Origin of the sequence: Duganella sp. Leaf126 (assembly GCF_001423125.1) — a bacterium.
In the GTDB taxonomy this organism is placed as follows: Bacteria; Pseudomonadota; Gammaproteobacteria; order Burkholderiales; family Burkholderiaceae_D; genus Rugamonas.
This window is the reverse complement of sequence record NZ_LMNW01000032.1, coordinates 119,364-133,751: the sequence shown is the minus strand read 5'-3', so window position 1 is coordinate 133,751 and position 14,388 is coordinate 119,364. Positions and strand designations below refer to the sequence as shown.

Here is a 14,388-nt window from a genome sequence, read left to right as displayed (position 1 = left end):
GAGCCAATGGCGTACATTCGGTCATCGGACCGTCATATATAATCCGAATTTGAATCCCCGGAGCGCGAAGCGATGGATGACGACTTGTCCCAGCACTATCAAGGCTCGCCGGAACTGCTGATGTTCCTGGCGTCGACCGTGCACGACATGAAAAATTCGATCAGCGTCCTCAGTGGCACGCTCGAACACCTGCTGGTCGCCAGCCCCGCAGCACAAGCCGCACCGGCAGCGCCTGCGGCCGATCCGGCGCAGTACCAGCAGCTGGGCCAGATGCTCTATCAGACGCGCCGCCTGAACGACAGCCTGATCCAGCTGCTTGCCCTGTACAAGGAGGTGGGCAAGCCGGGCTACCCGTTCGATCCGGGGCCGCGCAGCGTGCGGGAGCTGGTCGAGCAGGTGGAGGGGCAGGCCCGCATTCTGCTGCAATCGCGCGGCATCGCCTTCGAAACCGACTTTGCGCCGGACGCCATCTGGACCTTCGACGAGGAACTGGTGATCGGGGTGCTGGTCCACGCCATCAACAACGCCATCCGCTATACGCGCGACCGCATCCGGCTGTCGGTGCGGGTGGACGGCGATTACCTCGAACTGCGGGTGGAAGACAATGGCAGCGGCTTCCCGCCGGCAATGCTGGCAGCGGGCGCCGGCGCCATGGACGCGCGCGAAGCGCAGGACCTGCGCGTGCGCTTTTCCAGCAACAGCAGCGGCCTGGGGCTCTACTTTTCCAGCGAGGTGGCGCGCATGCACCGCCACCGCCAGCGCACCGGCGCCATCGCCCTCGAGAATGGTGGCGACGGCAGCGATGGCAGCCTCGGTGGCGGCTGCTTCATATTGCGTCTGCCATGACGGCCATGGTGCAGGCCGAGGACAAGATCGACTGGGCCGAGAAACGCTACCTGATCGTCGACGATTTCGTGGGCATCCGCCAGCTGTTGCGCGAGTCGCTGCGCAATCTGGGCGCGAAGCATATCGACCAGGCGGCCAGCGGCGGCGAGGGCATGATGTTGCTGGCCAAAACCCGCTACGACGTGGTGCTGTGCGATTACAACCTCGGCGACGGCAAGAACGGCCAGCAGGTACTGGAGGAGGCGCGGATCCGCAACCTGATCCTGCCCAGCAGCGTGTGGCTGATGGTGTCGGCCGAAAAAAGCGTGGAGTCGGTCATGGGCGCGGCCGAGCACCAGCCCGACGCCTACATCATCAAGCCGATCACCGAGGGCGTGCTGCTCACGCGTCTCAATCGCGTGTGGCTCAAGAAGCAGATTTTCAGCGACATCGACCAGGCCTATGCCGACAAGGATTACCTGCGCGCGGCGCGCCTGTGCGAGCAGCAGATTCCCGTCAATCCGCTGCACGAAATCGACCTGCTGCGCATGAAGGCTACCTTGCAGCTCAAGGCGGGCGACCCGCTCGGTGCGCGCAGGGTGTACGAACAGGTGCTGCAGGAGCGCGATTACAACTGGGCGCGCTGCGGCCTGGCGAAGATCATGATGCACGACGGCGAAGTGGAAGAGGCGCAGAAGATGTTCCAGTCGGTGATCGCCGACAACCGCTTTTATATCGACGCGTTCGACCAGCTGGCGCGGGCCTTCCAGCTGCAGGGCAAGCACGAGGAAGCGTTCGACGTGCTGCAAAAGGCGGCCAAGCTGTCGCCCAATTCGGTGCCGCGCCAGCGCACGCTGGGCCAGACCGCCCTCAGGCTGGACAACATCCCGGTGGCGGAAAAAGCGTTCCGCAAGTGCATCGACATCGGCGAATACTCGGTGGCCAAAACCGTGGACGCCTATTTCGGCATGGCGCGCGTTTGCGCCAGGAAGAACGACACCAAGGAGGCGATCCGTCTGCTCAATGCGGCGGTCCACCAGTTCGGCGGCGACCAGGTAAGCTTGCGCGCCAAGATCACCGAGGGACTGGTGTACCACGAAACGGGCGACTTCCGGCGCGCGCGCAAGGCGGGCGACGAACTCGAAGCGATGCTGGCCGACGACAGCCTGCCGCGCCCCGATACAGGCTCCTGCCTCGACATGGCGACCCTGCTGTTCGCGGTGGGTGTGAAGGAAGCGCCGGTGGGGCTGCTGTGCTACATCGCGCGCAACAATCATGATAACTTGCCCCTGATGGACGAAGTCCAGAAGATCTTCGACAAGGCGCGCCTGGGCGACGAGGGCATGGAGCTGATCAGCGCTTCGCGCAAGGAGGCGGCCGACATGATGAACAAGGGTGTGCTGCTGTGGAAGTCCGACCGGCTCGATGAAGCCATCGACTGGATGCGCGTGGCGCGCAAGGCGCTGCCGCATAATATGCGCATCCTGTTCAATTCGGCGCAGATCCTGATCTCGCGCCTGCAGCAAACGGGCTATGTGCGCGAACTGGCCGACGAGGGGATCGAGGTGCTGATGCATGTCGACGCCATCGCCCCCGGCCAGCCGCGGTTTGCCCAGCTGATGGAGCAACTGGCGCTGCTGGCGCCGGTGTCCGGCGTGGTGGCAGCAGCTGCTGCCAGCGAGTACGAGGCGGCCAACGGCGCGGTGCCCGACAGGTAAGTGGATTACAACAGGTGCGGCATCAGGACCGCACCATCAGAGAGAGGATGTACATGTATGCGTGATATCGCAAAAGAAGTCTATACAAAAATGAAAATCGGCAGCGTGTCCTGGATAAAACCGGTCACCGCCAAGGGTGACACCATCGAAAGCTTCCAGGGTGCGCTCGACAGCGCCAGGCAGCTCGAGGAGGAGGGGTTGATTGATGTGCAGAAGGTGCAGCGGCAGGCGGATGGGTTGATAGACGCCATCCGCATCCTGCGCCTGGCGTAGAGGGGCTGACAAAGCCTTCATAGCGTCGTTGCAGCGACTTGCCGTACTAACGTACTGTCTTCGTCGCTGCGCATCGCTCTGAAGGTTTGTCAGCCCCTCTACGTGGGGGATTGCCCAACCCTCGATGGTATCGTTGCAGCGACTCGCCGTATCAGCGTACTGTCTTCGTCGCTGCGCCTTGCCCTGAAGGTCGGTCCGGCTGTTTCGCAGCGTGACCGGCCTTGCTGACTATTTATCGGCCAGCGGCTTGCCCGGTTTGGGTGGGGGGCGCCTGGTGGCGGGTTTCTTGTCGGCTGGCGGTTCCTCGGCCGGCTGCGGGGCGGCGGCCGGCGGTTGCGGTGCGCTGGCTTCCGTTGCCGGTGCTGGTGCCGGCGCCGGTTTGGGCGTCGCGGCTGCCGCGAACTTGGCGGCGGTTTCCGCCATCATCGATTCCGATGCGGCGGCGGTCGATACCGCCTGCTTGAACTGCTCCTGCAGCAGATTCCACCACAGTGCCGCGGCGCCGCCGGTGGCGTCGGCTTGCGGCCGGGCTTCCCCGGTGGCGGATGCGGCTTTGGGGTCCGGAGCCGGCGCTGGCGGGGGGGCGGCCGGCTTTTGCCTGTCGGCGTCGCGCGCGTGCTGGAAGAAGGCCGAGGTATAGGGGTTGGCGTCGAAAATCGACTTGTGCTCGCCGGCGCTGTTCGTCGCGCCCTGTGCGCCATGCTGGTTGACGGCGGCAGCCAGGCTGGCGCCCACCGACTTGAGCGTGGCGATGGTATTGCGCTGCACTTCCAGCGCATGGATGCTACCGCGCAGCATATTCATGTTCAGGGTCAGCCACGCCTCGACCGCTTTCAGGTCGTTGATCTTCTTGTCCAGTTCTTCGACCGACAGGGTGGGGGTGGTCAGGCCGGGCACGCCCATGCTGCCCCACAGGTTTTTCACGAAATCGAGCGTGTCGTTCATTACTGCTGCGCCGGGCAGCTGCGGCATCTGCGGTTGGGCCATGAAAGTCTCCTGTAGTAGTGGGTTCAGCGTAGCAGATAACGGTTGGCCGATCAAAGTTTTCTGACAACATTGCCTGTCGCGGGCGGCCGTCGGCGGCAGGCAGCGCAAGCATCGGGCCGACACGTTAAACTAGCGCCATGACGATCGCTTCCTTCATCTCCCGACGCCGCCGCCTGCTGCTGTTTTGCGCGGCCACGGTGGTGCTGCACGGACTGGCGATCGACTGGGCCGCCAGCCATCTCGCGGCATCGACCGGCGACGCTGCCCGTCCGCCGGTGGTGACCGCCCAGCTGCGTCTGGCGCTGCCGGCGCGCCCGCCGGCGGCCAGCGCGCCGCTGCAGGAGATCGCCCCGCTCGACGCGGGCGCCGGCGCAGCTGCCGCGCCGCCGGCGGACCAGACCCCAATGCCCGCCAGCGCCAGGCAAGCGCCGCTTGCCATCCCCGCGCAGGCGCAGGCCGGCGCGGCCATCACGCCGATCGCCAGCGACGCGTCTGTGCCAGCGCTCGACGCTGCCGATCCGGCGCTGGCCGTGGCGCCGGCGCCTGGCGCGGCTTCGGCGCCGGCCGCGGGCCAGGCGTCTTCCGCCTCGCCGGCAGCACTGGCAGCATCAGGCCTGGCAACGCTTCCCGGCGCCGGCGAGGCCGCCAGCACCGAACCGGTGCCCCAGGCGGCGCGCCGCTACAAGGTGCAGCTGCCGCCGTCGGCCACCTTCGAGATGGACGTGGCGCGGGTCGATGCCGACGGCACCAAATGGACGGGGTCCGCCGTGATGACGTGGCATACTGACGGCAGCCGCTACCGGGCGTCGGTGGAGGCGGGCGTGAGCCTGCTGGTCACGCGCCTGAACCTGCTGGTGCTGCGCAGCGAGGGCACCATCGACGACTACGGCATTGCGCCCGATCGGACCACCGAAAAACGCGCGCGCCGGTCGGAGACCGCCACCCATTTCAACCGCGGCGGCGCCGACGCCGGCACCATCTCGTTCTCGGCCTCCGGCAGCCGCTTTCCGCTGCTGGCAGGGGCGCAGGACAAGGCCACGGTGCCGTTCCAGCTGGCCGGCATCGGTCAGGCCGACGTCAACCAGCTGGCCGGCGACATCGACATCCAGGTGGGTGAGGACAAGACCGCCAGCATGTTCCGCTTCCAGCTGGTGGGCGAAGACGAACTCGAAACCAGGATGGGCAAGCTGGTGACTTGGCACCTGACCCGGCCGCCGAAGCCGGGCACCTATTCGTCGCGGCTCGACATCTGGCTGGCCCCCGCCATGCAGTGGTACCCGGTCCAGATGCGCAATACCGAAGCGAGTGGCGCGCTCACCACGCAGACCATCTCCAGAATAACGATGACAGGACAATGATATGCAGATAACTTCCACCATGCGCCCCCTGATTGCCGCCGCAGCGGCCTGCGTGGCGCTGACCGCCACCACCCTCGGCAGCGCCCATGCTGCCGACACCGACCATCCGTCCGTCAAGCGCGCTTTCAGCGCGCCGCCGTCGGCGGACCTGAACTTCGCGATCAAGGCCAGGCAGCACGGCCTGACGCTGAACGGCACGGCCGCCGTGCAGTGGCGCGCCGGCGACGGCAAATACGCGATCGTCGCCGAGAGCCGGGCGCCGATCTTCGGCAAGATCCTCGACACCCGCAGCGAGGGCGTGATCGACGACTACGGCCTGGCGCCGGTGGCGTTCATGGAAAAGCGCTTCCGCAAGGACCCTACCACCGCCACCTTCAAGCGCGATACCAAGACCATCAGCTTCAGCGTGGGCGACGAAACCTATCCGATCAAGGGCGGCGAGCAGGACCGGGTCAGCATCCAGTGGCAGCTGGCAGCCAATGCCCGCGCCGCGCCCGAGAAATTCAAGCCGGGCAGCGAATGGGCGTATTTCGTCACCGCCCGCCGCAATGCCGAGCAGTGGGTGTTCAAGGTCGTCAACACCGAGACCATCACTGCGGGGGGCAGCGAGATCAGCGCGCTGCACCTGGTGCGGCTGCCATTGGACGGCGACGATTCGAAGGTGGACCTGTGGCTGGCCCCGACCATGGACTGGTACCCGGTGCGGGTGGTGTTCAAGGACAGCGATGGCGATTACGTGGACCAGACGCTTGATAAATTAACAAAAAAATAAGCGGCCGAAAAGCGCGAATCGCCGGGCCGCGGACCGCAACTGCTATACTGTCGCCCCCGCGAGCAGCCTGCTGAATGCGGTGATCGTTGCGACCCACATGGCAAAGAATGACAGACATTATGAAAACCGAGTCCGCCGAGTCTGCGCCCGACCCGGCGCTGGACGCGCAGCAGGACGGCCTGCAGGCTCACTTCAAGCCCAATATCTCGGCCGATGAAATCGAGCAGGTCTACCACCTGAAACGCGCGCAGCCGCTGCTGCAGGTGTTTACGGCGCTGTTCCACGGCGGTTTCGACGGCGTGCTGGTGCGCCTGCTGGTGCTGCGCGAGCTGGCGTCGGACACGGCGTCGTCGAGCTTTACGCGCCCCGACATCAACACCCGCCTGGCCTACCTGCTGCCGGAAAGCCTGGAGACGGTGCTGATGCGCCTGCGCACCAACCAGCTGCTGGCGTGGGATGCGCAGCAGGCCGTGTACCGGGTCACGCCGATGGCGCGCAACGTGCTCTCCGCCATCGACGCGCTGCTGGCCATGGGCAAGGAGGAAGACCCGGCCGACATGGGCTATCTGCTGTCGCAGGTGGCCGGCTCGCAGATGATGGGCGGTGTCACCGTGGAGCAGCTGCACCATCTGCTCGGCCGTCTGGTGGAACTGACCGAGGAATTCGCCGATGCGATTGCGTCCGGCTCCGAGTTCCGCCTGCGCGAGTCGCAGGCCAAGTGGCACGTCGCCTGCGACTGGGTGGAAAAGGGCTCGGAAATCCTGCGGGCGATCACCAGCGACGAAAACGCCGACCACGCCACGCACCGTGCGGCGCAGGCGATCGGCCGCGCGCAGTCGTCGCTGCTCAATATGCAGGGCATGTTCTCGCGCGCGCTGAACCAGATCGAGCGCCAGCGCGTGCACTTGGGCCAGTCCGGCCTGTCCACCACCGACATCAAGCGCTGGCTGCTGCTGCACGACGACCTGGCCTCGCTGGCGGTGGGCGCCATCGACCTGCCGGTGGTGCCGCAGTTTATTACCCCGGCCGAGATGATCGACGTGGCCGAAGCCGAGCTGCTGTCCGACCGCGCCGCCAGCGCAGTGCAGGGCGGCCTGCCCAGCGGCGAAGATGCGCCCACCACCATCAGCGACGGACCACCGATGCAGAAAGAACTCGACGAATGGCTCGACCGCCTGGCCGATTTCGCCGCGCCAGCCAGGTTCGCGGCCGGCACGGACGGTGCGCCGCCGTCGATCCAGGTGCACGAGACGCTGCTGCCGGCATCGTTCGCAGTGGCGTCGTACCGCGCCTCGATGCTGCCGTTGCTGGGCGACGCCGACGAAGCGCGCCTGCAAGGCGCCACCGGCGACCTGGCGCGCCTGCCCGTCACCTTCAACCCGAGCGACGAAATGGTACAGCTGCCCGACCTCGAAGTGGCGGCTATGTCCATGGCGTCCCTCACCCTGTCTTTGAACCCGGAAGGCGACAAGTCCGATGAATGATGATGCACAAATCCTGATCGCGCGCCTGCTCGCGCATCAGACCCTGCGCCGCGACGACCGCCTGGTCAAGCGCGCCCTGGCGGACGAACAGTTCCGCATCGAAGTCGATGCCCGCCTGCTGGCCGTGGGCCTGAAACTGCTCGACAATGTGTATGCCGACCATGTCACCGTGGCGCTCACGCGCAATATCGAACCGAAGATTTTCGGCGCCAAGGATGTCTGGCAGAACAATAACTTCGGCCTGTCGCGCGACGGCGTGGCCTTGCTGGTGGTGCTGTGGGCGCAGATCATCCTGCCCAAGCGCGAGCGCCAGGAAAACCACCAGCACGCCGACGACAAGCAGAACGACATGTTCGGCACCGAGCGCCCGCTGCCGCGCGCCGAAGACACCTCGATCGGCATCGCCTACAAGGCGCTGCTGGCCGATTTCGGCGACAAGCTCGGTAAAAAGACCCGTCTCGACATGAACCTCAGCATCCTGGCCAAGCTCGGATTCATCGAGCGCCGCGGCGACGTGGTGCTCGAAGGCCCGCTGCTCGATCTGCTGATGGATACCGACCTGCTCAAGGAGCGCATCATCAACGGTGCACTGGCCGACGTGTTCAAACGCACGCCGCCGCAAGTGGTGGCCGTGCCGCGCCGCGCACCCAAGCCGCGTCCCTACGAGGACGATGCGCCGAACGCCGTCGATACCGCGGAGCCGGAGCTGGAGAACCCCGACTTCGACGCCGATGGCAATGCCGTGCCGGTGTTCGATGTACCGTACGACGCGCCGCAAGCACCGCAAGAACCATCCAAGGATTAAGCCATGTTTCATATCAAATCGCTGGAGCTGGTCCACTGGGATTACTGGCAGCGCATCAAGAACATTCCGCTCGACGCCAAGATCATCACCATCGCCGGCCAGAACGGCTCCGGCAAGACCACGCTGCTCGACGCCTTGCGCACGCTGTTCGGCCTCGATTGCTCGATGGGCCGCACCTATAAACACTACGCGCGTCACAGCGGCCAGCAAACGGCCTGGCTGCGCGCGGTGGTCGATAACAAGGCCGTCGGCCGGCAGCTGTCGAACCGGCCGTTCCGCAGTTCCGGCTTCTTCAGCGACGACGAAGTGACGCTGTTCTGCCAGATCCAGAAAAACGGCGGCGACTGGAAGCGCCAGTACCTGATGCGACCCGGGAATGTGCAGATCGAAGACATCGGCGAGGTCGGCAACGACTGGCTCGGCGTGGAAAACTACCGCAAGCGCCTGGCCAACGCCGGCCTGTCGCCGGCCATGGCCAAGGTGCTGGCACTGGAGCAGGGCGAGACCGACAAGCTGTGCGAGTACGCGCCGCGCCAGTTGCTCGACCTGGTGTTCCAGGTCTTCGGCGACAAGGAAGTGCTGGACGCCTACGATGAAGCCAAGCGCCACCAGCGCGATACCGAGGAAGAACTGAAACGCTTCGAAGCGGAACTCGACGCGTCCAAGACCAACCTGGAAGGCTTGCGCCTGCGCGTGGCCAACTACCACCAGTGGGAAGACCTGAACAAGGAACGCCGCAACCTGCAGGAAGAAGCGCTGCCCACGCTCGAATACCACGAGGCGCGCGAGAAGCAGGCCAACATCAGCCGCCAGCTGCGCGAAGCGCGCAAGCCGCTGCAGCAGGCCGACGCCCAGCTGGCCGACAAGCGCAACGCCGTCACCAGCTTCGCCAAGGCGCTGACTGAGGCGCAGCAGCACGAGACGGTGCTGGAGCAGGAATCGACGTCGCTGCAATCGCGCCTGAACCTGATCAACGGCAAACTCAAGCCGCTCGACAGTCTGCTCGAACAAAAGGCGCGCCTGCAGAAGCTGGCCGCCGATTCCGGCGCCGACCTGGCCGAAGTGGCGCAGCAGCTGCAGGAAAAGGAAATCGAACTGGCGCGCCAGCGCACCGCGCGCGATGCGGTGGCCGCGAAAATCGCCGGCGAGATGGCCACCATCTCGGCCCTGCAAGGCAAGACCGCGATGCCGGAACCGGAAGCGCAGCGCAGCATGCGCCGCGCCCTGAACGACGCCGGCATCAGCCACGCCATGCTGTCCGATATCGTGGAAGTGACCGACCCGCGCTGGCAAGGCGCGGTGGAAGGCGTGCTCGGTGGTTATGCATCGGTGGTGCTGCTCGACAAGGCCAGCGACGCCACGTCGGCCTACCGCCTGGCCGAGAAGGAGCGCTATCGCCACTTCATCGTCACCGACCTGGTGACGGCCCATGCCACGCGCGACGACAGCCTGATGTCGGTGGTGAAGTTCGCCGCCAAGGTGCCGAGCTGGCTGGTCGAACAGCTCTCGCGCATCACCCGCGTCGACAGCGTCGATGCCGGCGCCAAGCTCGGTAACAACGACGAATGGATCACGCCGGACGCCTACCACCGCGAACGCCGCGGCGGCCGCTCGCTGTTCGTGGAAGCGTCGCGCTACCGCTTCGGCACGGCCGGCCGCACCCAGCGCATGGAAGCAATCCAGAAGGCCTTGCCGGCGCTGGAAGCGCAGGAAGACACGCTGACGCTGGCAGTATCGAAACTGGCGTCCGAGATCAGCGCCCTGAAAACCCGCCTGGCGGGTGTGGATGCGGCCAAGGAGCTGGCGGCGCGTCACGACGAGTTCGAGGAAGCGGCGCGCAACGCGGTGCCACTGCGCGCCGAGCGCACCGAGGTGGGCAGCCGCCTGGGCGAATTGCAAAACCTGATCAAGACCGCCGTGGTGGCGCGCACCCGCGCCGACACCACCTGCCAGAACGCGCGCTTCGCGCTGTCGGAGGCGGAAGCGGGCACGCGCCTGAACCTCAAGCGCCAGATCGAGCAGCGCGCCGATCATGCCCGTGCGCTGCTCACGCTGCGCAAGAATTGGCGCCACCTGCCCAAGGCCTGGCGCCGCCTCGAGCGTCGCCTGGCGCTGGTGGCCGAGCACCAGAACACGCACCAGGTCACGCTGCGCCTGCACACGCTCGAAGCGAGCCTGGCGCGCAGCGACTGGGAACTGGACGCCACCGTGATCGACCAGTACCAGCGCCTCAACGAGCAGCTGAGCGGACGCCAGTCGGAAACCGAAGAGCGCCGCTACCAGAACAACCGCGCCATCGAAGCGACCGGCAATGCGCGCGGCGCCTACATGGAGCGGCTGCGCTACACCATCAAGACCTATTCGAAGAACATCAAGGAGCTCGGCGAACTGGCCGGCATCGAGGTGCACGCCGATCCGGTCAAGCTGGAAAACGACGACGTGCTGCTGGCCCAGGCCGGGCTGCACGTGCGCTTCAAGTTCGACGGCAAGGGCGTGATCGGCATGAACGACGGCGAAGCATCGGGCGGCCAGCAGGTCATGAAGTCGCTGGTGCTGCTGATCGCGCTGCTGAAATCGGAAGAAGGTTCGGGCGGCTTCGTGTTCATCGACGAACCGTTCGCCCACCTGGACATCCGCAACATCCAGCTGGTCGGCGAGTTCCTCAAGAACACCGACGCCCAGTACCTGATGACGACGCCGCTCACGCACAACACCGACGTCTACGACCCTTCCGAACTGACGCTCATCACCAGCAAGAAGAAGAAGGACACGCAGTGGGCGCAGCCGATCTTCGTGCTGCAGCGGCGTACGCCGGAGCCGGGGGATACCAAGGCAGCCAAGGCAGCCTGATCGCCGAGCGGGAAGTCAACAGGGCAGGGAGTTTGCACTCGCTGCCCTTTGTTTATTTGATGTCGAAGATGTTGATCGGCTTTGGCAGCGGCGTCTGGCGCTTGTGCCAGCGCGCCAGCAGCACGCTGTACGTCAGGTAGAAGCCGGCCAGCAGGCCGAAGACCACGGTGGTGACCGGGCTGCCGAGGAAGTCGGGATCGAGTGCGATACCGTCGTGCATGTGCAGGTAGGCTTCGAACAGGCGGTAGATCAGGCGGCTGACGAACAGCATGATGATCAGCAGCGGCAGGCGGCGGTCGGGCGTATAGAAAAAGCCTTCCGGGATATTACGCAGGCGGGTGAGGGCGAACTGGCGCCGGCCCAGGTAGGCGCCCAGCACGGCGCCAGCCACCAGGGCGCCCAGCGCCGGCCATTTGCCGATCGAGACCACCACCAGCGCCACCAGCGCGGCTGCCATCACGGCGCCGACCGCGTAGTGCTTCCACAGTTCGGACTGGGTGCGCACCAGCATGGCCTTGACGCGCGAGTAGATGCGCCACACGGCCACCGGCACCAGCAGCAACAGCACGATAGTAGTCATTTCCATAAGCAGTCCACGGCGATTTTTCGAGAACAGCGATTGTACGCCAGAGTGGTGCGGGCGGCGATTGACATTCGCTGCCCGCATGCGCACACTCGGGTGGCAAACGCGACCTGCGCAGCGCCCCGATTGCCGGCCACCGGGGTGCCGGCCACCGGATTGCCGGCCACCGGACTGCCGGCCACCGAAAGGACCTTCATGACACTACAGCCCACCGCGCTGCCCGCCGTGCCTGCCATGCCTGCAACAACTGGCCTGATGGCCACTGCGCCCGATCCCGCCACACCTGGGGCCACCCGGCAAAGCGCCGCCGATACCGGCGGCTATCGGCTGCCACCGGCGGCACTGCAGGCCATCGTCGATGCGCCGCGCACGCCGGCGTTGAGCCTCAGTCCCCGCCGCGACCTCCTGGCCGTGGTGCAGACGCCGGCGCTGCCCGGCATCGCCGAGGTGGCGCAACCGGAACTGAAGCTGGCCGGCCTGCGCATCAACCCGCGCACCTGCGCCGGTTCGCGCGTTGCGTTCGGCACCGGCCTCGCGCTGCTCGATATCGCCAGCGGCGAAGAAACCACGCTCGCCGGTCTGCCGCCGGCCCTGCGGCTGTCGGACCTGGCCTGGTCGCCCGACCAGCGCCACCTGGCCTTCACCCATGTTGCCCTCGAGGGCGGCGCTGGCAACCCCGCTGGCGCAGTCGAACTGTGGCTGGTCGATATCGCCGCGCGGCGCGCGCGCAAGCTGTCGCCGCAGCCGCTGTCGGCGGTGCTCACGCGCGGCTTCAACTGGCTGCCCGACAGCAGCGGCCTGCTGGTGCACTGGCGCCCGGCCGGCATCGGCAAGCCGCCGCAGGCGAGCGCGGTGCCCACCGGTCCGGTCGTGCAGGACAGCGAGGCCGATGGCGAGGTGCGCCAGCTGCGCACGTACCAGGACCTGCTGCGCAGCGAAGACGATGCGCGCCTGTTCGAGTATTACGTCACCGTGCAGATGGTGATCGTGAACCTCGATGGCAGTGCGCGGCCGGTCGGCGCACCGGGGCCGTTCTCGCGCACCTCGGTGGCGCCCGGCGGCGCCTACCTGCTCACCCACAGCATCACCCGCCCGTACTCTTACCTGGTGACGGCAGCGAGCTTCGGCGAGCGGATCGAGGTGCGCGACCTGCACGGCGCGGTGCTGCATACGGTGGCAGTGCTGCCGCTGGAAGAAGGTCTGCCGCCGGGGAACGACGCCGTGTCCGAAGGCGTGCGCCATGTCGCGTGGCGTGCCGACGCACCGGCCTCGCTGGTGTGGGCCGAAGCGCAGGATGGCGGCGATCCGGCGCGCCCGGCGCCCGACGGCGTGCGCGACCTGGTGTATTTGCAGGCGGCGCCGTTCGCGGCGCCGCCGCTGCTGCTGGCGCGCCTGAGCATGCGTTACGCGGGTGTGGCCTGGGGCCGCGACGACGTGGCGCTGCTCAACGAGCGCTGGCACAAGACGCGCCAGTACCGGCAGTGGCGCATCGCACCGGATCGGCCGGACATCGCGCCGGAACTGCTCCACGCCGGCTCATCCGAAGACCGCTACAACAGCCCCGGCGCGCCGGTCATGCGCGCCGACGCCAGCGGCTACCCGCGCCTGCTGATCGGTCCCGGCACCACCATCCTGCTCGACGGCGCGGGCGCCACTCCCGACGGCGACCGGCCGTTCCTCGATCGTCTGAACCTGATCACGCGTGAGAAGACCCGGCTGTTCCAGAGCGCGGCACCCGTCTTCGAAAATGTCGCGGCTGTCCTCGACGCCAGCGGCACGCTGCTGCTGACCACGCGCGAGTCGCCGCTGGAGCGCCCCAACTACTATCTGCGCGACCTGTCGCAGCCGGCCGAGCGCCAGCTGCGCGCGCTGACCCGTTATCCGCATCCCACGCCGCAGCTGCGCGACATCCGCAAGGAGCAGATCCGCTATGCGCGCCACGACGGCGTGGAGCTGACCGCCACCCTGATGCTGCCGCCCGGTTACGACAGCGCCCGCGACGGCCCGCTGCCGCTGCTGATGTGGGCCTACCCGCACGAGTTCAAGTCGGCCGGCGCGGCCAGCCAGACCACCGGCTCGCCGTACCGCTTCAATGCGGTCAGCTACTGGGGCCCGGCCGCCTTCCTGGCGATGGGCTACGCGGTGCTGGACAATCCGTCGTTCCCGATCGTCGGCAGCGGCGAGCAGGAGCCGAATGACACGTATCTGGCGCAGCTGGTGGCCGATGCCGAGGCGGCGGTGGAAGAAGTCGTGCGGCGCGGCGTGGCCGACCGCGACCGGCTGGCCATTGGCGGCCACTCGTACGGCGCTTTCATGACCGGCAACCTGCTGGCCCACACGCGCCTGTTCCGCGCCGGGATCGCCCGCAGCGGCGCCTACAACCGCACCCTGACGCCGTTCGGCTTCCAGGCCGAGGAGCGCTCGTACTGGCAGGCGCCGGCCGTGTACCAGGCCATGTCGCCGTTCAACCATGCAGACCGCATCAAGGACGCCATGCTGCTGATCCACGGCGCCGAAGACAGCAACTCGGGCACCTTCCCGATGCAGAGCGAGCGCATGTTCCAGGCCATCAAGGGCCTGGGCGGCACGGCGCGGCTGGTGATGCTGCCGCACGAAGCGCATGCCTACCGGGCGCGCGAATCGATCCTGCACATGCTGTACGAGACCAATGCCTGGCTGGAGACCTATGTGAAAAACGCCACGCCCCGCGCGCAGGGGGCGTGACGTCGCAGC

General features: G+C 66.7%; 11 protein-coding genes. 9 read left to right on the top strand and 2 right to left on the bottom strand.

What is annotated here, in order from left to right; translation table 11 throughout:
* The first annotated feature begins 72 nt into the window (after window positions 1-72).
* From ASF61_RS17345 to ASF61_RS17335, 3 genes are read left to right on the top strand one after another with little or no spacing between them, the layout of a single operon-like run.
* On the top strand, window positions 73-846 hold the full coding sequence (locus ASF61_RS17345) for a sensor histidine kinase KdpD (RefSeq protein WP_056158554.1): 774 nt from the start codon (window positions 73-75) through the stop codon (window positions 844-846).
* Complete coding sequence (locus ASF61_RS17340; RefSeq protein WP_056158551.1) at window positions 843-2,543, top strand: tetratricopeptide repeat-containing response regulator; 1,701 nt, start codon at window positions 843-845, stop codon at window positions 2,541-2,543. The genes ASF61_RS17345 and ASF61_RS17340 overlap by 4 nt, the downstream gene beginning before the upstream one ends.
* Before the next feature lie 57 nt (window positions 2,544-2,600).
* On the top strand, window positions 2,601-2,816 hold the full coding sequence (locus tag ASF61_RS17335; protein WP_056158549.1) for a hypothetical protein: 216 nt from the start codon (window positions 2,601-2,603) through the stop codon (window positions 2,814-2,816).
* 228 nt (window positions 2,817-3,044) lie between these two features.
* Here the strand turns inward: ASF61_RS17335 and ASF61_RS17330 are convergent, their stop codons facing one another.
* Complete coding sequence (locus tag ASF61_RS17330; protein WP_056158546.1) at window positions 3,045-3,803, bottom strand: PhaM family polyhydroxyalkanoate granule multifunctional regulatory protein; 759 nt, start codon at window positions 3,801-3,803, stop codon at window positions 3,045-3,047.
* Window positions 3,804-3,940: 137 nt separating this feature from the next.
* Here ASF61_RS17330 and ASF61_RS17325 point away from each other — a divergent pair, with 137 nt between their 5' ends.
* From ASF61_RS17325 to ASF61_RS17305, 5 genes are all read left to right on the top strand, one after another.
* Complete coding sequence (locus tag ASF61_RS17325) at window positions 3,941-5,161, top strand: DUF3108 domain-containing protein (protein WP_056158544.1); 1,221 nt, start codon at window positions 3,941-3,943, stop codon at window positions 5,159-5,161.
* Window position 5,162: 1 nt separating this feature from the next.
* Window positions 5,163-5,933, top strand: a complete 771-nt coding sequence (locus tag ASF61_RS17320) for a DUF3108 domain-containing protein (RefSeq protein ID WP_056158541.1) — start codon at window positions 5,163-5,165, stop codon at window positions 5,931-5,933.
* Window positions 5,934-6,052: 119 nt separating this feature from the next.
* Window positions 6,053-7,417, top strand: coding sequence for a hypothetical protein (locus ASF61_RS17315; protein WP_156369626.1), 1,365 nt, complete (start codon window positions 6,053-6,055; stop codon window positions 7,415-7,417).
* Window positions 7,410-8,222, top strand: coding sequence for a hypothetical protein (locus ASF61_RS17310; protein ID WP_056158533.1), 813 nt, complete (start codon window positions 7,410-7,412; stop codon window positions 8,220-8,222). The genes ASF61_RS17315 and ASF61_RS17310 overlap by 8 nt, the downstream gene beginning before the upstream one ends.
* Before the next feature lie 3 nt (window positions 8,223-8,225).
* A complete protein-coding gene (locus tag ASF61_RS17305; protein WP_056158528.1) occupies window positions 8,226-11,072 on the top strand; it encodes an ATP-binding protein in 2,847 nt (948 codons plus the stop codon).
* Between the two features lie 52 nt (window positions 11,073-11,124).
* Here ASF61_RS17305 and ASF61_RS17300 read toward each other — a convergent pair whose 3' ends face one another.
* Entirely contained in the window at window positions 11,125-11,658 is a 534-nt protein-coding gene (locus ASF61_RS17300; protein ID WP_056158526.1) for a hypothetical protein, read from the bottom strand.
* A gap of 192 nt (window positions 11,659-11,850) precedes the next feature.
* Here ASF61_RS17300 and ASF61_RS17295 point away from each other — a divergent pair, with 192 nt between their 5' ends.
* Window positions 11,851-14,379 (top strand): prolyl oligopeptidase family serine peptidase, encoded by a 2,529-nt coding sequence (locus ASF61_RS17295; protein WP_056158977.1) that lies wholly within the window; start codon window positions 11,851-11,853, stop codon window positions 14,377-14,379.
* Window positions 14,380-14,388 lie beyond the last annotated feature (9 nt).

Coding starts and splice junctions, on each gene's coding strand:
- ASF61_RS17345 (WP_056158554.1), top strand. CDS start 73: ATGGATGACGACTTGTCCCAGCACTATCAAGGCTCGCCGGAACTGCTG.
- ASF61_RS17340 (WP_056158551.1), top strand. CDS start 843: ATGACGGCCATGGTGCAGGCCGAGGACAAGATCGACTGGGCCGAGAAA.
- ASF61_RS17335 (WP_056158549.1), top strand. CDS start 2,601: ATGCGTGATATCGCAAAAGAAGTCTATACAAAAATGAAAATCGGCAGC.
- ASF61_RS17330 (WP_056158546.1), bottom strand. CDS start 3,803: ATGGCCCAACCGCAGATGCCGCAGCTGCCCGGCGCAGCAGTAATGAAC.
- ASF61_RS17325 (WP_056158544.1), top strand. CDS start 3,941: ATGACGATCGCTTCCTTCATCTCCCGACGCCGCCGCCTGCTGCTGTTT.
- ASF61_RS17320 (WP_056158541.1), top strand. CDS start 5,163: ATGCAGATAACTTCCACCATGCGCCCCCTGATTGCCGCCGCAGCGGCC.
- ASF61_RS17315 (WP_156369626.1), top strand. CDS start 6,053: ATGAAAACCGAGTCCGCCGAGTCTGCGCCCGACCCGGCGCTGGACGCG.
- ASF61_RS17310 (WP_056158533.1), top strand. CDS start 7,410: ATGAATGATGATGCACAAATCCTGATCGCGCGCCTGCTCGCGCATCAG.
- ASF61_RS17305 (WP_056158528.1), top strand. CDS start 8,226: ATGTTTCATATCAAATCGCTGGAGCTGGTCCACTGGGATTACTGGCAG.
- ASF61_RS17300 (WP_056158526.1), bottom strand. CDS start 11,658: ATGGAAATGACTACTATCGTGCTGTTGCTGCTGGTGCCGGTGGCCGTG.
- ASF61_RS17295 (WP_056158977.1), top strand. CDS start 11,851: ATGACACTACAGCCCACCGCGCTGCCCGCCGTGCCTGCCATGCCTGCA.